The sequence below is a fragment of the Bradyrhizobium sp. KB893862 SZCCT0404 genome (assembly GCF_018130885.1).
Taxonomy (GTDB): domain Bacteria; phylum Pseudomonadota; class Alphaproteobacteria; order Rhizobiales; family Xanthobacteraceae; genus Bradyrhizobium; species Bradyrhizobium stylosanthis.
This window is the reverse complement of the sequence record NZ_JAFCLT010000001.1, coordinates 714,866-733,304: the sequence shown is the minus strand read 5'-3', so window position 1 is coordinate 733,304 and position 18,439 is coordinate 714,866. Positions and strand designations below refer to the sequence as shown.

The window sequence follows — 18,439 nt, the reverse complement described above, 5'->3', positions numbered from 1 at the left end:
GACAACGAAGGAGCAGGCCATGCGCGCCGTCGTCATCCACGCCCCGAAAGACCTGCGGATCGACAGCTATCCGGATCCGGCGCCCGGCCCGGGCGAGGTCCGCGTCAAGATCGCCAATGGCGGCATCTGCGGCTCCGACCTGCATTATTACCATCACGGCGGCTTCGGCGTCGTGCGCATCCAGCAACCGATGGCGCTGGGGCACGAGATCGCCGGCGTCGTCGCGGCGGTCGGCGACGGCGTCACCAGCGTGAAGGCTGGCACGCGCGTCGCGGTCAATCCGAGCAAGCCGTGCGGCCAATGCCTGCATTGCCAGGAAGGCATGCGCAACCAGTGCCTCGACATGCGCTTCCTCGGCAGCGCGATGCGCTTTCCCCATGTGCAGGGCGGGTTCCGCGAATTCATCACGGTCGATGCGACGCAGGCCGTGCCGATCTCCGACAAGCTCTCGCTGGCGGAGGCCGCGGTCGCCGAGCCGCTCGCGGTGTGCCTGCACGCCGGCAAGCAGGCCGGCCCCCTCCTCGGCAAGCGCGTGCTGATCACCGGCTGCGGCCCGATCGGCGCGCTGATGATTCTGGTGTCGCGCTTCGGCGGTGCGTCCGAGATCGTCGTCACCGATGTCGCCGATGCGCCGCTCGCGGTCGCAAAGAAGCTCGGCGCCACGCACGCGATCAATGTCGCCGCCAACGCCACCGCCCTCGATCCCTGGCGCGCCGGCAAGGGCGTGTTCGACACGCTGTTCGAGGCTTCCGGCAACCAGGCGGCGCTGCGCGCCGCGCTCGACGTGCTCCGTCCCGGCGCGACGCTGGTACAGCTCGGCCTCGGCGGCGACATGACGCTGCCGATCAACGCCATCGTCGCCAAGGAATTGCAGCTCCGCGGCACCTTCCGCTTCGATCCCGAGTTCGAGCTTGCGGTGCGGCTGATGGGCGAAGGCCTGATCGACGTGAAGCCGCTGATCACGGCGACCATGCCGTTCGAGAACGCGGTCGCCGCCTTCGAGCTCGCCAGCGACCGCTCGCAGTCGATGAAGGTGCAGCTGACGTTCTGAACTACTGGCTCGTGACCAGCTTTTCGCTCACGAGCCGGACCGCCCCGCGTTTCCACGAATAGTCTGCGCCCATGCGCAGGCCGCTGTCGCCACGCGCCAGCACCGCGCCGGTCCTGGTGTCGCGGACCTGGAAGCCCAGCGTGTATTCGGTGCGGCTGACCCGCCGCACCACGCCGATCAACGACTGGTCCGCGCCGAGCTTTTGCGCGATCGCGGCCTCGCAGCCGCCGCAGTCGCGCAAGGCGCGCGCCTTCACCTCGCCGCCGACATCGACGATGCGGTAGCGGCCGGACCGGCTTAGCTCCTCCCGCACGCCGGCGGTGACTTCGGCAAGGTAGGACGCATCCGAGGCGGCTGATGCCCCCGCCGATGCGGCAGTCGTGTCCTCCAGCTCGAAATCGAACACCGCCAGCGCGACCGGTGCGGGCGTGCTGAGCGCGGCCATCACCTCGCGGGACACGAACATCTCGGCCCGCTCCCATGATTCATCATTGTCGCCGCGGAAGGTGTAGAGCTTGTCCATCACCAGCTTCTTGGCGCCGACGTCGATCACCGCGACCTTGGCCCATTGCACCAGCGTGCTCGTCTTCTGGATGCCGCCGATGACCTTGAACGCCGCGCCGTCCTGGGCCGATGCGAGCCGGTACCGGCCATCCGCACTGACATCCCGCCTGAGCGCCGCCATGAACGCCTGAAGCCGCCGCTCGTGCGCCGCGGTCTGGTTGGCCGGCTCGGCCGATGTGTCGGTATAGCTGAAATCGTCCATGGCAACGCCGATGGCCTCGGCACCGGCCGGCGACTGGCTTGCCGGGAGAACAAATAGAAGGGCGGAGAGGATCAGAGCGATACGGCGCATGCGGGCCTCGTGCGATGGAGCGGCGCGACAGTCTGGACGGCGGTCCTGGCGCCGCGCAGCAGCGCCCGTCCCGGCGAGCACCGGGAAAATTTCACGACATTGCACTGCGGTAACGCCCAGCCTTCCCGCCGCTTGCGTTCTGCCGTTTAATGCGGAGGCGACAATTCCGTTCGCATCAGGTGCCTGCCGATGTGGAACCGTCCGAGGTTCGATCTCAAGGTCCGTCTGACGTTGCGCGTGGCCGCCATCCTGGCCGCATGCTTCGCCGCGATCTCCGCCTATTTCCTGCTCGAGGCCGACCGCGCCGCGCATGCGCGCAGCGACAGCATCGCCGCCATCGTGGCGAAATCGCTGGAGCTGCAGCAGGGCAAGGTGCAGTGGGTGGCGAACCCGCGCTCGGACTTTCCCAACCTCGACCCGGTCTCGGCCTATGTGATGACGCCCGGCCTCTGCCTGGCCTTCCGGGGACCTGCCGGCGACATCCTGCAGCGCTTCTGCAGCGGCGCGCCGATCCCGTCCAACCCGCCCCCGCAGGTCTTCGCCGCCTTCTACCGCAGCCTGTTCGACCCCGGCCGCGAGGCGGCGCGGCCCGTGATCGTGCGCGGCACCAGGCTCGGCGAGACCGTGGTCTCGGTCGATCCGGCCGTGCAGACCGCCGAGGCCTGGCACGAGGCCGGCCGCCTGATGCTGGCGCTTGCCATCGCCCTGCCGCTGCTCTGCGTGCTGGTCTACGCGGCGCTGGCGCGCGCGCTGCGCCCGACCCGCATGATCCGGACCGGTCTCGAGCGCATCGCCGCCAATGACCTGACCACGCGGCTGCCGCCGTTCGACCTCGCCGAGCTCTCCGCCATCCGCGACGTCTTCAACCATCTCGCCCAGAGCCTCGACACCGCCCTGGCCGAGCGCAACGAGCTGACGCGGAAGCTGATCGCGCTGCAGGACGAGGAGCGGCGCCATCTTGCCCGCGAGCTGCACGACGAGTTCGGCCAGTCGCTCGCCGCCATCCGCGCGCTTGCCGCATCCGCCCGCCAGACCGCGGCGCAGGACTGCCCTTCCCTGCTGTCCGAATGCGACGGCATTTCGCGGACCGCGACCGGCATGATGGAGACGCTGCGCGGTGCGCTGTTCCGGCTGCGGCCGCCCGATGTCGAGGAGCTCGGGCTCGTCGCCAGCCTCGAAGGCCTCGTCGCGGGCTGGAACGGGCGCAGCCGCGGCCAGACGCGCTTCTCGATCCGCTTCGAGGGCGCCGTCGAGACCCTGCCGGCCGCGATCAGCGCCAACCTCTACCGCATCGTGCAGGAAGCGCTCACCAACGCCGCCAAGCACGCCGACGCCTCCAAGGTCAGCCTGGAACTGACGATGCGCCCCGGCGAGATCGCACTTGCGGTCGACGATGACGGACGCTCGAACGATCCCGCTGCGAAATCCGGCATGGGCCTGCTCGGCATGCGCGAGCGCGTCGCGGCGCTGCGCGGCCGGCTGAGCTTCGAGGCCGGACCGAACGGCGGCTCGGCGCTGCGCGTCGTCATCCCGCTCGAAGCCGCCGACCGGCCGATGCTGGATCACGCGGCATGAGCGCGGGCGATGCCACCATCCTGCTGGTTGACGACCATTCCGTCGTCCGCGAGGGCTATCGTTCGGTGCTCGAGAAACAGCCGGGCCTTCGCGTGATCGCGGAAGCCGCCGACGGCACCGAAGCCTATCGCCTGTTCAAATCCGAGGCGCCCGACCTCGTGGTCATGGACCTCAGCATGCCCGGCATCGGCGGCATCGAGGCCGTCAGACGCATCAGGCAATGGGACAAGGGCGCGAAGATCCTGGTCTTCACCATGCACCAGAATGCCGGCTTTGCCGTGCAGGCGATCCGCGCCGGCGCGCGCGGCTACGTCACCAAGACCAGCCCGCCCGAGACGCTGGTGCGCGCGGTGATGGACGTGCTCGCCGGCAAGATCGCCATCAGCCCCGACATCGACCACGAGCTTGCAATGAGCCGGCTCGCCGGCGAGAGCTCGGCGGCCGACGTGCTCACCCCGCGCGAGTTCGAGGTGATGCGGCTGCTGCTCGCCGAGAGGACGACCGACGAGATCGCCGAGACGCTGCATGTCAGCCCGAAGACGGTGGCGAACCTGCACTCGCTGATCAAGGACAAGCTGGGCGTCGGCTCCGACATCGAGCTGGTGCGCCTCGCGCTGCGCCAGGGATTGCTGACGCAGGTGGATCTCGGCGAGGCGTGATCGCTCAGGCCAGGTAGCGCGTCAGATAGCCTTCCATGGCGTAGAGCGCGCAGAGCGCGAGGCTCGACCACACCGCCGCGCTGAAATACAGGAACATCCAGGTCAGCTCGCCCTTCCAGTGCGCGATGTCGTGGGTCACCACCCAGCGCGTCGAGACGTCATGCAGGCCTTCGAGCAGGCCGAGGAATTTGTTGCCCTCGGCATGCCCTGCCCGCCAGCGGCTGAGATACATGGGAACGTCGACGGTGACGAGGAAGGCGAGGAAGCAGGCGATGCCGATGATGCCCGCGATCATCGCCCAGCGCACCGGCCCCTGGAATTCCGGCATCAGGCGGCACAGCGCGATGCCGGCGAGGAAGAAGGTCACCGCCCACAGCGAGTTCTCGATCGCGTTGAAAAGGAAGTTCGTCGTCACCACCGCGTACCAGGAGAAGCACTCCGCGATGATGATGATGGGCACGATCACGAGCGCGATGTTCACCGCGGTTTCCGCCCCCGTCATGCGACCGAGCTGATGCAGGATGATCGCCCATTGCGCGACGAAGCAGAGCTCGGCCACGGTTGCAACGGTGCGGCCGACCACGACGCTCGACAGCCAGGTGTCGAACAGACAGATGCGCTGCACGTCGGCGCGCGGCAGCACCGAGCGGAAGGCACAGCCGAACACATAGCCGGCGCAGAGCAGCAGCATCAGCCCGATGTCGGAGCCGCCGCTGATGCTGCCCGCGACCGTCGGGTAGAACTCGCGGTACAGCATGAACCAGACGAGAATGTTGGCCGCACTGACAAGCGTCAGGGACCCCCACCACCACGCGAGGGGATTTGACCGCGCCTGCCACTGCAACATGATGAATCGCTCCGCTGTAATCGACGTGACACGTCTTCGTAATAATCCTGTCACAGGAAGCTACGGAATCACGACAAAAATCTGTGTGCAGCAGTGCTCTCTGGGCATTTTTTCCCAGGGCGGAGCGCGCAATCTGACGCGCATTGATGTCCGTATAATGGACACTTTAGCGTAAAATAGCGAATCTATTGGACAGCTGATTGCGCAAGGTCCATGAAAGCCGCATGGATCGAACCGCGGCCAAACCCACTCACACCCTTCCTTCCGCAGCCGCGACGCTCGCTTCGAGCGCCGATGACGCCGCCTTCGCGACCACGCTGGCCAAAGGTCTCGTGGTGCTCGAGGCGTTCAAGGCCGGGTCGACGCTGCTCGGCAATCTGGAGCTGTCGCGGCTGACAGGCATCCCGCGTCCGACGGTGGCGCGGCTGACGCACACGCTCGCCGAGCTCGGCTATCTCCGTTACGATTCCGCGCGCGCCAAATATCGCGTCGGCGCGCGGGCCCTGCGCATGGCCCATCCGCTGCTCGCCGACATGCAGTTCCGCCAGATCGCGCGCCCGATGATGCAGGAACTGGCGCAGAGCGTGCGCGGCACCGTCTCGATCGGCCTGCTCGACGGCACCTCGATGATCTATGTCGAGACCGCACGCTCGGGCGACGTCGGCCCGCACGTCCCCGACATCGGCATGCCCATTCCGGTCGTGCTGACGGCGATGGGCCGTGCCGCGGCTGCGACCCTGTCCGCATCCGACGCAACGATGCTCGAGCAACGCATCGCAAGCGAGGATGCCGAGCTCTGGGCGGCGTTTCGCGACAGCTACCGCGCCGGCCTTACGCAATGCGCCGGCCGCGGCTTCTGCACCTGCTGGGGCGAGTACATGGCCTCGATCCACGCCGTCGCCGCGCCGCTGTTTCACATGAGCGAAAGTCGGCAATCCTTCTCGATCAATTGCGGCATCCCCGCGTTCCGGCTCCAGCCGGGACAGTTGGAGAGCGAGATCGGCCCGCGCATCGCGGCACTCGCCGACAGCATCCGCGCCATCGTCAAGCAGACGGCCGCCTCCCAGACGGCGCCGCAAAAACAGAAGAAGATCATAGGCGCAAGGAAATGACATGGCTGGGCCGCTCGAGGGATTGAAGGTTCTCGACATCGCGACGATCATCGCCGCGCCGTTCGCTGCAACGCTGCTCGCCGACTACGGCGCCGATGTCCTCAAGATCGAGATGCCCGGGACTGGCGACGGCGTGCGCTCGTTTCCGCCGTTCAAGGACGGCAAGCCGCTGTGGTGGAAGGCCGCCAACCGCAACAAGAAGTTCGCCACCCTCGATTTGCGCACGCCGGACGGGCTTGCCCTGTTCAAGCGGCTGCTTCCACGCTTCGACGTGCTGATCGAGAATTTCCGTCCGGCAACGCTCGACCGCTGGGGCTTGTCCAAGGAAGTGCTGTGGTCGATCCAGCCGCGCCTCGTCATCCTGCGCGCCACCGCGTTCGGGCAGGATGGGCCCTACCGCGAGCGCCCCGGCTTTGCCCGCATCTTCGAGGCCATGGGCGGCCTCACCTACATCACCGGCGAGAGCGCGGGCGAGCCGACCCATCCCGGATATCCGATCGGGGACTCGATTGGCGGCCTGTTCGGCGCCGTCGGTGTGCTCGCCGCGCTGTGGAAGCGGGCGCGCGACCCCGATGCTCCCGGCGAGGAAATCGATCTCGCCCTCACCGAGGCCAATTTCCGCCTGCTCGACGTCCTCGCCATCGAGCACGACCAGCTCGGCGTCGTCCGCGGCCGCATCGGCAACGCCAACGGCTATTCGGCTCCGGCCGCCGTGTTTCGCACCAGCGACGGTCACTGGGTGACGCTCGCGGGATCGACCAACGCGCTCTACGCCGCGAACTGCCGGGCGATCGGACGGCCCGACCTCATCGACGATCCCCGCTTCGCCACGAATGACCGGCGCGTCAAGCACGCCTCCGAGCTCAACGACATCTTCGCCGCGTGGTGCGCCGCGCATCCGCTCGACGAGGTCCTTGCGAAATTCAACGCCGCCGAGGGCACGCTCGCGCCGATCTATGCGATCGACCAGATCGCGAGCGATCCGCAGGTGAAGGCACGCGAGGTGATCACGCGCGTGCCCGATCGGGATTTCGGCACCGTCGCGATGACCAACGCCGTTCCGCGCTTCACCGTCGATCCCACCCGAATGCGCAACGCCGCCGGCGATGTCGGCCAGGACAATCGCGAGGTCTACCGCGATTGGCTCGGTCTCTCCGAGCAGCAAATCGAACAGCTCACCCAACGGAAGGTGATCTGACGTCGAAACGACAATAGCGAAACAACAAAAACAAAAGGGAGGACAACACAGTGGCATCGTTCAAGGTCACACGCCGGACCGTGTTCGGCACGATCGCCGGCGGCCTTATCGCCTGCCCGGGCTCGAGCGCCACCGCCGAGGACGCCTGGCCCTCGCGCCTGGTGCGGCTGATCTCGCCTTACGGGCCCGGAGGCTCCAACGACATCTCGCTGCGTCTTCTCGCCGAGGAGTTCGGCCGCAATTTGCGTCAGCAGTTCATCGTCGAGAACAAGCCCGGCGCCGGCACCCGCATCGCCAACGACACCGTCGCGCATGCGCCGGGCGACGGCTACACCCTCCTCTATGTCGCCGCGCCCTACGCCACGGCCGAAGCACTGTTCGGCAAGCTGACCTACGAGCGGAAGGACCTCCAGCCGGTCGCCATGGCGGTGATCGCGCCCTTGTTCCTGATCATCAGCGCGGACGCGCCGTTCAAGACGCTCCCCGAGCTGGTCGCCTACGGCAAGTCGAAGCCGGACGGGCTGACCTTCGCCTCGCCCGGCGCCGGCTCGCAGCCGCATCTTGCCGGCGAGCTGCTGTTCAGGGATGCGGGCGTCAAGGGTCTCAACATTCCGTTCCGGGGCGATGCGGCATCCTACACCGAGCTGCTCGCCGGCCGCGTCGATGCGACGCTGACGGCGCTGCCGACCGCACTGCCCTATATCCAGAGCGGCAAGTTCATCGTGCTCGGCGTCGCCTCTCCCGAGCGCAGCGCGCTCTACCCGCAAGCGCCGACCCTGCGCGAGCAGGGCTTTCCCAACGTGGCTGCTGCCGGCTGGTACGGCTTCATGGCGCCATCGACGACGCCGCGCGCGATCGTCGACAAGCTTCAGGCCGAAGTGCTCCGCGCGCTCGCCGAGCCCGCGATCAAGGACAAGCTGACAGCCCAGGGCCTGGAAGTGCGCGCCGGCACCGCCGCCGAGTTCGGCCAGTTCATCGACACCGAAACCAGCAAATGGACCGCGCTGATCCGCGAGGCCGGTCTCAAGGGCGAATGAGCCTCACGCACAGGACATGCACATGACGAAGGATTGTCTCAAGCGCGCCGCGGGCGCGGCGGTCGCCCTCGCGCTGCTCGTTGCACCCGCACAGGCGCAGAAGAAGTACGATCCCGGCGCCTCCGACGCCGAGATCAAGGTCGGCCAGACCGTGCCGCTCAGCGGTCCGGCCTCGGCCTACGCGGTGATCGGCAAGACCCAGGCCGCCTATATGAGGATGATCAACGACTAGGGCGGCGTGAACGGCCGCAAGGTCGCGTTGATCCAGTATGACGACGCCTATTCGCCGCCGAAGACGGTCGAGCAGACCCGCAGGCTGGTCGAAAGCGACGAGGTGCTGCTGACGTTCCAGATCATCGGCACCGCGCCGAACGTCGCCGTGCAGAAATATCTCAATGCCAGGAAAGTCCCGCAGCTCTTCGCCGCGACCGGCGCGGCACGCTTCACCGATCCCAAGAACTTTCCATGGACCATGGGCTTCAACCCGTCCTACCTCGTCGAGGGCCGGATCTACGCGCAATACCTTCTGAAGAATCATCCGAACGCCAGGATCGGCGTGCTCTACCAGAACGACGACCTCGGCAAGGATTACCTCGCCGGTCTCAAGGCCGGTCTCGGCGACAAGGCGAAGATGGTGGTGGCCGAGACGTCCTACGAGATCACTGAACCGACCATCGACTCCCAGATCCTGCGGCTGAGGGACGCCGGCGCCGATGTACTGTTCAGTGCCACGACGCCGAAGCAGGCGGCGCAGGCGATCAAGAAGGTCGCCGAGATCGGCTGGAAGCCGCTGCACATCATCGACATCAACGCCTCCTCGGTCAGCGCCGTGCTGAAGCCGGCCGGGCTCGACAACGCCAAGGGCGTCGTCAGCGTCGGCTATGTCAAGGACTCCGCCGATCCCGAATGGACGGACGATCCCGGCATGAAGCGCTATCTGGCCTTCATGGCGAAGTACTACCCCGACGGCGACAAGGACTCGAACCTGAACGTCTATGGCTACATCACCGCACAGCTTCTCGTGCAGGTGCTGAAGCAATGCGGCGACGACCTCACCCGCGAGAACGTGATGCGTCAGGCCGCCAATCTCAGGAACATCGAGCTCGACCTGACCCTGCCGGGCATTTCGGTCACGACCACGCCGACCGATTACCGCGTCAACAAGCAGTTTCAGATGGTGCAGTTCGACGGTCAGCGCTGGCAGAAGATCGGCGGCGTCGTGACCGACGACGCAAAGGAGTAGGTTGCCGGCGAGACGGCCCGACCGATCCCGAGCCGCATCCGATGCGGCCCTCAAAGCCTGCTACTGCGACGACCTCCGGTGCGGATGAGGTCATCGGTTTCCGCGACAAAGCGCTGATATTCGGAGATGGCGCGATTGGCCATGCGGATGCGGTTGCTCTGACCCTCGTCGACCATTGCGGCAACGCGCTGGGCCAGGAACACGCAAGCCTCGTAGTCATCGCGGACAGCGCCGGTCCGCGTGAGGAAGTCCCAGGCGATCTCGTAAGCCTGCGCGGCGGCCGCGTTGCGGTAGTCACTGAAGATAATGTGGGTCATGATCGGCAAAGCCGCAGGACCGATATGGTTCCTGCGGCTGCGAGGGGCCTGCCGATCGATCCGTTCGTTCCGGGACGATGCCAGGCATCGTCCCGGAACGACGACGTCCGCCTAGCGTTTCACCCCCGCGACATAGGCCGCGAGCTTGTCCAGCGTCTGGTAGCCGTATTCGACGGCACCGAAGCCGATCATGCCGTCGCGCTGCTCGGTGCTCGAGGCCAGCTGCCGCATCATCAGCACGGTCTTGCCGTTGCTTTGCTCGGCGAAGGTGACGGTGAAGCGAAACATGTTGGGATCGACGTCCTGGTCGGTGCCGTGATCCATCTCCAGCAGCGACGGCCGCTCGATGCGGCGGAAGCGCATCCGGTTCGGATAGACCGTGCCGTCCGGGCCGATCATGTTGAAGCGCCAGACGCCGCCGACCCGCACGTCGATCTCGAAGGTCTCGAGCTTGAAACCTTTCGGACCGAACCATTGCGGCAGGTGCTTCGGATCGGACCACGCCTCGAACACCAGCTCGCGCGGCGCGTCGATCACGCGCGACATCACGATCTCGCGGTCGAGCGACCATTGCGACAGAGCGGGGTTGGCAGAATAATTCATGACTCGGAACCTTTCTTTTTGGTTGTACGCGACGGCCGCTTGGCGGCCGCCCTCTCCTTCTTCAGTTGCATCACATAGGCCTCGAACCGGTCGAGCCGCGCCTCCCAGATCGCGCGCTGCTGCTGGAACCAATCCTCTGCGCCGACGAGCGCGTCCGGGCTGAGCCGGCAGGTCCGCACGCGGCCGGATTTTTCCGACTGAACGAGGCCGCTCAGCTCCAGCACGTGGATGTGCTTCATGAAGCTCGGCAGCGCCATGTCGAAGGGATCGGCAAGCTCGCCGACCGAGGCTTCGCCGGCGCACAGCCGCATCACGATGGCCCGCCGCGTGGGATCGGCGAGCGCTGCGAAGACCTGATCGAGGGTTTGTTGGTTAGCCATGAAGCTAACTATACAGGCTCGATGACGGACGTCAACAATTGTTAGCCGATTGGCTAAGTCATAATTTGTGGCACCGTAGCCCGGATGGAGCGCAGCGCAATCCGGGGTTCTCGCCACACGCGACAGCGGTCCCGGATTACGCTGCGCTCCATCCGGGCTACAGGCCCGCCCCCGCGGAACCCACAACGCGGAATCGTGAATTGGGACCTCGCGCCTTCCCCGCTAAGAGATAGCGGGGGCGTACAAGCATCATTCATCAGCAACGTGCCGCCTGTTGTCACCTCATCATCGATCAGCAGGCGAAGCTTCGCCTGGGCCGGGCTCATCCCGTTTGCGATCGCGCTGCGGCCACGCCACGCGTCGGCGGATTCCGATATGATCGCGCAGATGCGCGATATCGTCGCCGCCGAGCTCGCGCCGACCGCGACGCCGGATCATCCGGGCGGCCTTGCCGCCGCGCTCTATGCCGGCCGCCATGTCGAGTTCTTCAATTATGGCTTTGCCGACGACGGCACGCGACGGCCGGTGACACCGGATACGCTGTTCAACCTCGGCTCGCTGCGCAAGCCGTTCGAGGCGACGCTGGTCGCGCTCGGCACGCTTCGCGGCGAGCTCAGGCTCGACGACCGCCTGCAAAAATACCTTCCCGAGCTTGGCGGCGACTACGTCCGCCGCATCACGGTCGGGGAACTCGTCAACCACACGTCGGGGCTGCTGCTGCCGACCGATCATCCGCCATGGCCGAACGAGCAGTTCTCGCGGGCGCAGTTCATCGGGATGCTCAACGCCTGGACACCGCCCGCAGACATCGCGCCCGGCAAACAGCGCATCTACAGCCACGCCGGCTACGTGCTGCTCCAGCTCGTGCTCGAAAACTGCTACCGCACGCCGATCGCGACGCTGCTCGAACAGCGTGTCCTTGGGCCACTCGGCATGACCGCGACCTCCCTGCCCGAGCGCGGCGAGGACAATCGTGCCGTCATGGATGCAGCCTGGATGCAGCGCGTGGTCCAGGGCTATTCGGATCAGGGCATGGCGATCGGTGCCCCCGGAAACCAGCAGAGCTATTTCGATTTCCCCGGCACCGGCCAGATGTTCTCGTCTGCGCGGGACCTTGCAACCTTCGTTGGGGCCAGCGTCGACGGCCGCTCGCTCGATCCGCATCTGCGCGAGGCGCTGCGGATGACGCAGCGCGAGACGTTGCGCGTCGACGAGAAATTCGGACAGGGCATGGCCTGGGAGACCGTGCGCCTGCCCAGCGTCACCGTCGTCGACAAGCCCGGCGGGCTCAACAACACCTCCGGCTATCTTGGCCTCGTGCCGGCGCGGCGGATCGGCATCGTGCTGCTCGCCAATCGCGGCGAATATCCGCACGAGATCGCGCGCTACAAGATCCTGCCTGCGCTGGCGCGCCTCATGGCCTCGCACTGAGCCGCCCCGCAAAACAGAAAGCCCCGGCAGAGCCGGGGCTTTCGACGCCAGATCCGGAACGGGATGAAGCTCAGTACCTGGCGACGACGGGTCCGCCGAACTTGTAGTTCACGCCGACGCGGACGATGTTCGACTTGAGATCGACCGAGTGGGTGTAGACGTTGCTCGGGAATGCGACGGCCGGCACGAAGGCCGCAAGGTTCGTGCTGGTCGTGCTGGCGCGTCCGAGATCGACGTAGAGATATTCGGCCTTCAGCGACCAGCCGCCGCCGAACGCATATTCGGTGCCGACGCCCGCGGTCCAACCGACACGCGTATCGCGGATCGCCGCCGATTCCGTCGCGGCCGCGAACGTATCGGTGAAGTTGAAATTGCCCTTCACCTCGGCAATCGCCGCACCGCCCGTGGCGTAGAGCAGCCAGGTCGGAGCCGCGAGGAAGCCGATGCGGCCGCGGATGGTGGCGAGCCAATCGGCCGAGACCGACGAGGACACCGTAAAGCCGGTCGGCGCGCAGCACGGATAGAGCGCCGAACCGCTCGCACTGCCCTTGAAGCCGAAATAGTTGATGTCGCCTTCGAGGCCGAGCACGGCATGGTTGACCTGCCAGTTGTAGCCGGCGGTGAAGCCGCCGGTCACGCTGGAGCTGTTGACGCCCTGCGCGCCGACGGCGGCAATGGCGGGAACGCTGCTGGCGGCAAAATAGCCTGTCGGCGAGAACACCGTCGAGGTGGCGGGATCGGCGCTGCCCCACTGCCCACCGATGTTGCCGCCGACATAGAAGCCGGTCCAGTTATAGGCCGCTGCCATCACGGGCGCCTTGGTGTACTGCGCCGCAAGGTCGGCGGCCTGCACGGATGCGGTGCCCAGCACAAGCGATGCAACCGCCAGCAAAATCTTCTTCATTCCAGTCTCCTTGCCCACGCGATTGATCTCGCGTTTCGAATGCGCGCGGGCGGAAGCCATCCGGCGCCGGACTGGGAATAGGAGATGCACCGTCCACGCGTCTCGGTTTGCCGCGCAGATCGTATGGACTGTGACGTAGTCTGTGACTTATCGCGCAAGACTTGTGACGAGTGTGGCCCGAGCGCCACGCATCGCGCGCGCCGCAGAGGCGCGCGATGCAAGTCGGCGTCGCGCCACGACAAGGTGCGCGAGAACAGCGAGGCGAATCCGCGCGCGGCGTCAGACCGAGCGCGTCAGTCCGCCGTCGACCCGGATGTTCTGACCGGTGATGTAGGCGGCACCGTCGGATGCCAGGAACGAGATCGTCGCCGCGATCTCCTCGACCTTGCCGTAGCGCTGCAGCGGCACGCTGTCGCGGCGCGCGTCGGTCTGCGGCAGGCTGTCGATCCAGCCCGGCAGCACGTTGTTCATGCGGATGTTCTCGGCCGCATGGGTGTCGGTGAAGATCTTCGTGAAGGCAGCGAGCCCGGCGCGGAACACCGCGGAGGTCGGGAACATCGCGCTCGGCTCGAACGCCCAGGCGGTCGAGATGTTGATGATGGTTCCGCCCTTCTGCGCCGCCATCACCGGCGTCACCAGCCGGGTCGGACGGATGACGTTGAGCAGATAGGTGTCGAGACCGGTGTGCCACTGCTCGTCGGTGATCTCCGTGATCGGCGCGCGCGGCCCGTGTCCGGCGCTGTTGACGAGCACGTCGATGCGTCCCCACTTCGCCAGCGCGCCGTCGACCAGGCGCTTCAAATCGTCGTTCGACTTGTTGGAGCCGGTGACGCCGAGGCCGCCGAGCTCGGCCGCCAGCGCCTCGCCCTTGCCGGAGGACGACAGGATCGCGACGCGAAAACCGTCTGCCGCGAGCCGCCGCGCAGCCCCTGCCCCCATGCCGCTGCCGCCGGCGGTGACGAGTGCGACCTTCTCTGCTGCCATGACCAACATCCCTTGAGTTGAGGCGAGCCGCAGGCCCGGCCTATCATGGGCGCTTCTACCGCCGGACCTGCCGGCAGGTCCACCGCCGAAGGCATCCATCATGAGCGAATTGCACATCCGCAACCTGCGCCCGGAAGAGATCTCCCTTGCCGTCGACTGGGCCGCGGCGGAGGGCTGGAATCCCGGCCGGTCCGACGCTGCCTGCTTTGCAATTCCCGATGCGCAAGGCTTCTTCCTCGGCGAGATCGACGGCGAGCCGGTCGCGACCGTCTCCTGCGTCAATTACGACGACCGTTTCGCCTTCCTCGGCTTCTACATCGTGCGCGAGAATTTTCGCGGCGCCGGCCACGGCCTGCGCATCTGGAACGCAGCGATCGCGCATGCGGGCGCACGCGTGATCGGGCTCGACGGTGTCGTGGCCCAGCAGGACAACTACAAAAAGTCCGGCTTCCAGCTTGCCTATGCCAACATCCGCTATGGCGGCACCGTCGCCGCACCAAAGCCGCCGGCCGGTGTCGTCGCGCTCGAGACTGTCCCGTTCGGACTTGTGGAAGCGGACGATGCCACGGTCTTCCCGGCCAGACGAAGCGCTTTCCTGCACGCCTGGATCGGGACAAAGGGCCACGCCGGCCGCGCGCTCATGCGTGACGGCAAGCTTGCCGCGTGGGGCGTGATCCGCCCCTGCCGGACCGGATGCAAGATCGGCCCGCTCGTCGCCGACGACCGCGCGGCGGCGGAGACGGTCGTGCAGGCCTTGCTGGCAAGTGTCGATGGCGGCGAGATCTTCCTCGATGTCCCCGCGGTCAATCACCAGGCCATCGCGCTCGCGGAAGGCCTCGGCCTCAAGCCGGTGTTCGAGACGGCGCGGATGTACACGGGGCCGATCCCGCCGCTGCGGATCGACCGCGTGTTCGGCGTGACCAGCTTCGAGCTTGGCTAGCTCTATTCAGTAGCAGCGCATGATGTTGACGGTGTGCTCGCCGCCGCCGCGGCCGGGCACCGTCACCTGCTCCGTCGGACAGCTCGGCACATAGGGCCGATCCGACGGCACCACGTTCGGCGGGAAACGATGCGCCCAGTCCCAGGGAACGTCGTAGCTGTAGGTGTAGCGCACGTCGTTCGAGAGCGGCTGTCCAACATCGCCAAAGGGCTGGCTGTAGGTCGCGCCGTCGTAGAAGAACCCGCCGCCGCCCGGCCAGTAGACAAAGGGATTGTTGCGGCGATGATGGAACCGCGCGCCCGGCGCGCCCGGCCCGATCGGCGGACGGCCCGCGGCCGGCGGTACGGCAGCGCCCACCACGCCATGCGCCGCGGCGCCGGCGGATCTGGCGAAACCGTCGCTGGGGCTGAGCAGCAGCGCGGCTGCACTGAATGAGGCGAACAGCGCCCCGAATGAGAGGGCTCTGCGACGGGATCTGGACATCATGATACGCACCAACTCGTTTGGCTTCGCGGCTCCCCATCACACGCTAGGCCGGGCTGTCGCCCAGCCGCAAACGTATAATTAATTGTTGGTTAAGGCACGCGATTAACGGGGAACAGGGTGCGGCAGAACGCCCGGAATTCCCGTCACCTTTCAGGCACTTCGTTCCCTGCGGCGGCGCTTCATTTCCTGTTGATCGGAGTTGATCGCGCAGGCCGGATAGCGCCGGAACGCTCCCCCATCGCATCCGTTGGCCCCGACGAAGCAAGGGAGCATCCTGAAATGCAGAACAAGTCGAAACTCCTCGGCCTGGTCGCGGCATCGCTGATCGCGGGCACGACGGCCGCCTCCGCGCAGGGCTACGGCTGGGACGGACCGCGCGTCGGCTGGAATCGCACGGGGCCGGCCTATTACGAACCGGTGCAGCCGCGCGCCTACTATCCGGATGCCGTGGCGCCGTATGGCGCGCTCAACGGCAGCAACCATCCGGCACCGAGCTCGACGCAGGGCGATGTCGGCCCGGACGGCAACAACAACGGCACGCTCACCGGGGTCTATCGCTGGTAACGTTCCCCGGGGCCCATCGTCCTTGCCCGGACGGTGGGCCTTCGCGCGTCAGTGATCGCTGAACTGCTTGCGCAGCCACTCGAACATCTCCTGAGTATTTCCGGAGCCATTTCCGGTGCCCTGCGTCACGATCGCGGTGTTTCCGCCGCTGCGGCGATAGACCGTCGTGCGCCCGGGCTCCTTCTCGATCCTGACCTCGGCCCGCGCCGGATCGCCGCTTTGCGTGATCGACGCCGTGCCGTTCTCGTCCTGCACCACCGTGGTGTGACCGTCGGCAGCGCCGGCCGGCGCGGCTGCGATCACGCTCATGAGTCCTATTCCGGATGCGAGCAGAAGCACTTTCATGTCACACCTCCATCATCGGCCGAACTGGAAGATCGCCAGCCAATTGAAACGTCCGAATTGCCGCACCGCTCCGGTATTCATATCACCGATCTGAAGCAGGAGCGCATTGGTGGAATTGCCGACCTGGGTGATGTCGGCGATGTTGCTGAGACCGGACTGACCGACCGCGGCGTTGGTGGCGCCGCCGACCTGGATCACGTTGACATAGTTGCGCGTGCCGTTCTGGATGATCGTCGCGTCGACCGTTCCCGTCCCGCCGATCTGGATCACCCGGGCGATGTTGATCCGGCTGTTCTCCTCGATCGTGACGGGCTGAACGTCGTTGCCGAACTGCACGATCGTCTCGATGGACACGTTGCGGTTCGTCACGCTGCGCTGGACGGATCCCGCCTGTGCCTGCGTCGCGGTGCCGATGGCGGCCAGCACCGCCGCAGCAGCCATCACCCGCTTCAACATTTGCCTGCCAGAGCGCATCGCGCTTCCCCGTTGGTTCCGGCGCAGATGAGTTCGCGCGCGATCTACGGTCCGGTCTGGTGGACGGTCGAACTATTGACCAGGCCGAATTGCATCACCGCGCTACTGTTCATCGCGCCGAGCTGGGACACGAGGCTGGTCGCGGCCTGGCCGGTCTGGCCAACGAAGACGAAATTGTTCGTTCCGGTCTGCCCGACCGACGCCGAATTCGTCCCGCCGAACTGCAGCACGCCGGTGGCATTGTTGGTGCCGTTCTGCGTCACCGTCGCGCTGGTGCTACCGCCGATCATGAACACGCCCGCCATGTTGAGCTGGCTGTTCTGGTTCAGCACGACCGGCGGTCCGCCGACCGACACGATGGTCTTGATGTCGGCGGTCTGGGCGCCGGCGGGTCCGGCGCCGGCCGCCGACAGCGCGAGCACTGCGCCGCTCGCGACTGCCAACAGATGTTTCGAGAGAGGTTTCATGACATGCCTCACCGCTTCGGGATTGCTCACGGCGTCTGCTGCAGGATGGTCGAGCCGTTCAGGATTCCGAGCTGCCCGACGCCGGCCGCGTTGTTGGCGCCGATCTGGCCGATCAGGCTCGAATTGGAGCCGCCGACCTGGGCGGCCAGCGCGGTGTTGGACGCCGTCGGCGTGGTGCCGCCCTGCCCGATCACCGAAGTGTTGACGGTGAACAGCGATCCCGTCTGCACCGTGGTCGCATTATTGGTCGCGCCGAACTGCAACGTCGTGGCGCTGTTGCTGGTGGAGCCGCTCTGCGAGATGAAGGAATTGTTGGTGGTGCCGAACTGCAGCACGCTCGCCGAGTTGCCGGCCTGTGCATCGACGGCCGTCAGAGCGCCGAACGCGGCGACCGCCGCAAAAAAATAGGTGATCCGCATGTCATTTCCTCCGCGACAATAAGCGAGCCATTGCGATGGGTCGTTTGGCCCGATTGCGCTGCTTTCGAGAAAGGCCCGGACGCACCAAGGGGGTGCGTCCGGCCGAACGGGACGTGGGTCAGTGCGCCGTCTGCGAGACGGAGCTGCCGTTGATGCCGAACACGCTGAGCTGGCCGACGCTGGCCGCGTTGTTCTGCAGCGCGGGCGGCCCGAACGAGTTCTGGGTGATCGAGCTGCCGTTGTTGCCGAACGCTACCTGGCCGGTGGTCGCCGTGTTCTGCACGCCGATCTGGTTCACGGTGCTGCCGTTGTTCAGCGAAGCGGAGCTGGTGCCCTGCATCGTGGTCGCGCTGTTGACGAGGCCGAGCTGGCTGGTCGACGAAGTGTCATTGGTGAGGCCCTGCTGCGAAACGCTCGAGCCGTTCACGACGCCGACCTGCACCGTGGTGGAGGTGTTGGCGGCCTGCGCGGCGGACGAGAGGGCGAACACGGCAACGGAAGCAAAAAACAATTTGCGCATGGAGTATTCCTTTCTGACCAAGTTGTC

22 protein-coding genes and 1 pseudogene are annotated in these 18,439 nt (G+C 66.4%); 10 read left to right on the top strand and 13 right to left on the bottom strand.

Features of this window, described 5'->3' with window-relative positions; genetic code table 11:
* Positions 1 to 19 precede the first annotated feature (19 nt).
* A complete protein-coding gene (locus JQ617_RS03685) occupies positions 20 to 1,051 on the top strand; it encodes an L-idonate 5-dehydrogenase (RefSeq protein WP_145660198.1) in 1,032 nt (343 codons plus the stop codon).
* Position 1,052: 1 nt separating this feature from the next.
* Here the strand turns inward: JQ617_RS03685 and JQ617_RS03680 are convergent, their stop codons facing one another.
* Positions 1,053 to 1,907 (bottom strand): DUF3280 domain-containing protein, encoded by an 855-nt coding sequence (locus JQ617_RS03680; RefSeq protein ID WP_212024488.1) that lies wholly within the window; start codon positions 1,905 to 1,907, stop codon positions 1,053 to 1,055.
* A 189-nt stretch (positions 1,908 to 2,096) separates the two neighbouring features.
* Between JQ617_RS03680 and JQ617_RS03675 the strand changes: the two genes are divergently transcribed.
* On the top strand, positions 2,097 to 3,482 hold the full coding sequence (locus JQ617_RS03675) for a sensor histidine kinase (RefSeq protein ID WP_212024486.1): 1,386 nt from the start codon (positions 2,097 to 2,099) through the stop codon (positions 3,480 to 3,482).
* Complete coding sequence (locus JQ617_RS03670; RefSeq protein ID WP_063682861.1) at positions 3,479 to 4,141, top strand: response regulator; 663 nt, start codon at positions 3,479 to 3,481, stop codon at positions 4,139 to 4,141. The genes JQ617_RS03675 and JQ617_RS03670 overlap by 4 nt, the downstream gene beginning before the upstream one ends.
* 4 nt (positions 4,142 to 4,145) lie before the next feature.
* Here JQ617_RS03670 and JQ617_RS03665 read toward each other — a convergent pair whose 3' ends face one another.
* Positions 4,146 to 4,988 (bottom strand): hypothetical protein, encoded by an 843-nt coding sequence (locus tag JQ617_RS03665; RefSeq protein WP_145660213.1) that lies wholly within the window; start codon positions 4,986 to 4,988, stop codon positions 4,146 to 4,148.
* Positions 4,989 to 5,212: 224 nt separating this feature from the next.
* Between JQ617_RS03665 and JQ617_RS03660 the strand changes: the two genes are divergently transcribed.
* The 4 genes and pseudogenes from JQ617_RS03660 to JQ617_RS03645 all read left to right on the top strand — a co-directional run bounded on the left by JQ617_RS03660 (position 5,213) and on the right by JQ617_RS03645 (position 9,578).
* Positions 5,213 to 6,100, top strand: coding sequence for an IclR family transcriptional regulator (locus tag JQ617_RS03660; RefSeq protein WP_212024484.1), 888 nt, complete (start codon positions 5,213 to 5,215; stop codon positions 6,098 to 6,100).
* Position 6,101: 1 nt separating this feature from the next.
* Positions 6,102 to 7,298 carry a CaiB/BaiF CoA transferase family protein gene (locus JQ617_RS03655; RefSeq protein WP_212024482.1) on the top strand — a complete coding sequence of 399 codons (1,197 nt, stop codon included), beginning with the start codon at positions 6,102 to 6,104 and terminating at the stop codon, positions 7,296 to 7,298.
* Positions 7,299 to 7,348: 50 nt separating this feature from the next.
* Positions 7,349 to 8,335, top strand: a complete 987-nt coding sequence (locus JQ617_RS03650) for a Bug family tripartite tricarboxylate transporter substrate binding protein (protein ID WP_212024480.1) — start codon at positions 7,349 to 7,351, stop codon at positions 8,333 to 8,335.
* 16 nt (positions 8,336 to 8,351) lie between these two features.
* Positions 8,352 to 9,578 (top strand): annotated as a pseudogene (locus JQ617_RS03645) (ABC transporter substrate-binding protein).
* A gap of 50 nt (positions 9,579 to 9,628) precedes the next feature.
* On the opposite strand, the gene JQ617_RS03640 reads toward JQ617_RS03645, so the two are convergent.
* The 3 genes from JQ617_RS03640 to JQ617_RS03630 all read right to left on the bottom strand — a co-directional run bounded on the left by JQ617_RS03640 (position 9,629) and on the right by JQ617_RS03630 (position 10,878).
* The gene (locus JQ617_RS03640) at positions 9,629 to 9,895 is read right to left on the bottom strand and encodes a hypothetical protein (protein ID WP_212025958.1); all 267 of its coding nucleotides are present in this window, start codon (positions 9,893 to 9,895) and stop codon (positions 9,629 to 9,631) included.
* A gap of 111 nt (positions 9,896 to 10,006) precedes the next feature.
* Entirely contained in the window at positions 10,007 to 10,498 is a 492-nt protein-coding gene (locus JQ617_RS03635) for an SRPBCC family protein (protein WP_212024478.1), read from the bottom strand.
* On the bottom strand, positions 10,495 to 10,878 hold the full coding sequence (locus JQ617_RS03630) for an ArsR/SmtB family transcription factor (protein ID WP_063682850.1): 384 nt from the start codon (positions 10,876 to 10,878) through the stop codon (positions 10,495 to 10,497). Before JQ617_RS03630 ends, JQ617_RS03635 begins: the two co-directional genes overlap by 4 nt.
* Positions 10,879 to 11,253: 375 nt before the next feature.
* Here JQ617_RS03630 and JQ617_RS03625 point away from each other — a divergent pair, with 375 nt between their 5' ends.
* Positions 11,254 to 12,309 carry a serine hydrolase gene (locus JQ617_RS03625; RefSeq protein WP_212024476.1) on the top strand — a complete coding sequence of 352 codons (1,056 nt, stop codon included), beginning with the start codon at positions 11,254 to 11,256 and terminating at the stop codon, positions 12,307 to 12,309.
* Between the two features lie 70 nt (positions 12,310 to 12,379).
* Here JQ617_RS03625 and JQ617_RS03620 read toward each other — a convergent pair whose 3' ends face one another.
* Both JQ617_RS03620 and JQ617_RS03615 read right to left on the bottom strand, forming a co-directional pair.
* On the bottom strand, positions 12,380 to 13,213 hold the full coding sequence (locus tag JQ617_RS03620; protein ID WP_212024474.1) for an outer membrane protein: 834 nt from the start codon (positions 13,211 to 13,213) through the stop codon (positions 12,380 to 12,382).
* Between the two features lie 279 nt (positions 13,214 to 13,492).
* The gene (locus JQ617_RS03615; RefSeq protein WP_212024472.1) at positions 13,493 to 14,197 is read right to left on the bottom strand and encodes an SDR family oxidoreductase; all 705 of its coding nucleotides are present in this window, start codon (positions 14,195 to 14,197) and stop codon (positions 13,493 to 13,495) included.
* Between the two features lie 100 nt (positions 14,198 to 14,297).
* Here JQ617_RS03615 and JQ617_RS03610 point away from each other — a divergent pair, with 100 nt between their 5' ends.
* The gene (locus JQ617_RS03610; RefSeq protein ID WP_212024470.1) at positions 14,298 to 15,137 is read left to right on the top strand and encodes a GNAT family N-acetyltransferase; all 840 of its coding nucleotides are present in this window, start codon (positions 14,298 to 14,300) and stop codon (positions 15,135 to 15,137) included.
* A 6-nt stretch (positions 15,138 to 15,143) separates the two neighbouring features.
* Here JQ617_RS03610 and JQ617_RS03605 read toward each other — a convergent pair whose 3' ends face one another.
* Positions 15,144 to 15,623: a hypothetical protein gene (locus JQ617_RS03605; RefSeq protein ID WP_212024468.1), complete on the bottom strand. Its 480-nt coding sequence runs from the start codon at positions 15,621 to 15,623 to the stop codon at positions 15,144 to 15,146.
* A gap of 279 nt (positions 15,624 to 15,902) precedes the next feature.
* On the opposite strand from JQ617_RS03605, the gene JQ617_RS03600 reads away from it, so the two are divergent.
* Positions 15,903 to 16,187, top strand: coding sequence for a hypothetical protein (locus tag JQ617_RS03600; protein ID WP_212024466.1), 285 nt, complete (start codon positions 15,903 to 15,905; stop codon positions 16,185 to 16,187).
* A 48-nt stretch (positions 16,188 to 16,235) separates the two neighbouring features.
* Here JQ617_RS03600 and JQ617_RS03595 read toward each other — a convergent pair whose 3' ends face one another.
* The 5 genes from JQ617_RS03595 to JQ617_RS03575 all read right to left on the bottom strand — a co-directional run bounded on the left by JQ617_RS03595 (position 16,236) and on the right by JQ617_RS03575 (position 18,412).
* Positions 16,236 to 16,532 carry a hypothetical protein gene (locus JQ617_RS03595; RefSeq protein WP_212024464.1) on the bottom strand — a complete coding sequence of 99 codons (297 nt, stop codon included), beginning with the start codon at positions 16,530 to 16,532 and terminating at the stop codon, positions 16,236 to 16,238.
* Positions 16,533 to 16,544: 12 nt separating this feature from the next.
* Positions 16,545 to 16,973, bottom strand: coding sequence for a curlin (locus JQ617_RS03590; RefSeq protein ID WP_283842033.1), 429 nt, complete (start codon positions 16,971 to 16,973; stop codon positions 16,545 to 16,547).
* A gap of 77 nt (positions 16,974 to 17,050) precedes the next feature.
* Positions 17,051 to 17,473, bottom strand: coding sequence for a curlin (locus tag JQ617_RS03585; protein WP_212024460.1), 423 nt, complete (start codon positions 17,471 to 17,473; stop codon positions 17,051 to 17,053).
* Between the two features lie 26 nt (positions 17,474 to 17,499).
* Positions 17,500 to 17,892 carry a curlin gene (locus JQ617_RS03580; protein WP_212024458.1) on the bottom strand — a complete coding sequence of 131 codons (393 nt, stop codon included), beginning with the start codon at positions 17,890 to 17,892 and terminating at the stop codon, positions 17,500 to 17,502.
* Positions 17,893 to 18,010: 118 nt separating this feature from the next.
* Complete coding sequence (locus tag JQ617_RS03575; RefSeq protein WP_212024456.1) at positions 18,011 to 18,412, bottom strand: curlin subunit CsgB; 402 nt, start codon at positions 18,410 to 18,412, stop codon at positions 18,011 to 18,013.
* Positions 18,413 to 18,439: the final 27 nt, after the last annotated feature.

Excerpts from the sequence above, each read along its gene's own strand:
- JQ617_RS03640 (WP_212025958.1), bottom strand. The coding sequence starts at position 9,895 with ATGACCCACATTATCTTCAGTGACTACCGCAACGCGGCCGCCGCGCAG.
- JQ617_RS03575 (WP_212024456.1), bottom strand. The coding sequence starts at position 18,412 with ATGCGCAAATTGTTTTTTGCTTCCGTTGCCGTGTTCGCCCTCTCGTCC.
- JQ617_RS03655 (WP_212024482.1), top strand. The coding sequence starts at position 6,102 with ATGGCTGGGCCGCTCGAGGGATTGAAGGTTCTCGACATCGCGACGATC.
- JQ617_RS03610 (WP_212024470.1), top strand. The coding sequence starts at position 14,298 with ATGAGCGAATTGCACATCCGCAACCTGCGCCCGGAAGAGATCTCCCTT.
- JQ617_RS03590 (WP_283842033.1), bottom strand. The coding sequence starts at position 16,973 with ATGGCTGCTGCGGCGGTGCTGGCCGCCATCGGCACCGCGACGCAGGCA.
- JQ617_RS03625 (WP_212024476.1), top strand. The coding sequence starts at position 11,254 with ATGATCGCGCAGATGCGCGATATCGTCGCCGCCGAGCTCGCGCCGACC.
- JQ617_RS03585 (WP_212024460.1), bottom strand. The coding sequence starts at position 17,473 with ATGAAACCTCTCTCGAAACATCTGTTGGCAGTCGCGAGCGGCGCAGTG.
- JQ617_RS03685 (WP_145660198.1), top strand. The coding sequence starts at position 20 with ATGCGCGCCGTCGTCATCCACGCCCCGAAAGACCTGCGGATCGACAGC.
- JQ617_RS03670 (WP_063682861.1), top strand. The coding sequence starts at position 3,479 with ATGAGCGCGGGCGATGCCACCATCCTGCTGGTTGACGACCATTCCGTC.
- JQ617_RS03660 (WP_212024484.1), top strand. The coding sequence starts at position 5,213 with ATGGATCGAACCGCGGCCAAACCCACTCACACCCTTCCTTCCGCAGCC.
- JQ617_RS03615 (WP_212024472.1), bottom strand. The coding sequence starts at position 14,197 with ATGGCAGCAGAGAAGGTCGCACTCGTCACCGCCGGCGGCAGCGGCATG.
- JQ617_RS03580 (WP_212024458.1), bottom strand. The coding sequence starts at position 17,892 with ATGCGGATCACCTATTTTTTTGCGGCGGTCGCCGCGTTCGGCGCTCTG.
- JQ617_RS03665 (WP_145660213.1), bottom strand. The coding sequence starts at position 4,988 with ATGTTGCAGTGGCAGGCGCGGTCAAATCCCCTCGCGTGGTGGTGGGGG.
- JQ617_RS03675 (WP_212024486.1), top strand. The coding sequence starts at position 2,097 with ATGTGGAACCGTCCGAGGTTCGATCTCAAGGTCCGTCTGACGTTGCGC.
- JQ617_RS03620 (WP_212024474.1), bottom strand. The coding sequence starts at position 13,213 with ATGAAGAAGATTTTGCTGGCGGTTGCATCGCTTGTGCTGGGCACCGCA.
- JQ617_RS03600 (WP_212024466.1), top strand. The coding sequence starts at position 15,903 with ATGCAGAACAAGTCGAAACTCCTCGGCCTGGTCGCGGCATCGCTGATC.
- JQ617_RS03595 (WP_212024464.1), bottom strand. The coding sequence starts at position 16,532 with ATGAAAGTGCTTCTGCTCGCATCCGGAATAGGACTCATGAGCGTGATC.
- JQ617_RS03630 (WP_063682850.1), bottom strand. The coding sequence starts at position 10,878 with ATGGCTAACCAACAAACCCTCGATCAGGTCTTCGCAGCGCTCGCCGAT.
- JQ617_RS03635 (WP_212024478.1), bottom strand. The coding sequence starts at position 10,498 with ATGAATTATTCTGCCAACCCCGCTCTGTCGCAATGGTCGCTCGACCGC.
- JQ617_RS03605 (WP_212024468.1), bottom strand. The coding sequence starts at position 15,623 with ATGATGTCCAGATCCCGTCGCAGAGCCCTCTCATTCGGGGCGCTGTTC.
- JQ617_RS03680 (WP_212024488.1), bottom strand. The coding sequence starts at position 1,907 with ATGCGCCGTATCGCTCTGATCCTCTCCGCCCTTCTATTTGTTCTCCCG.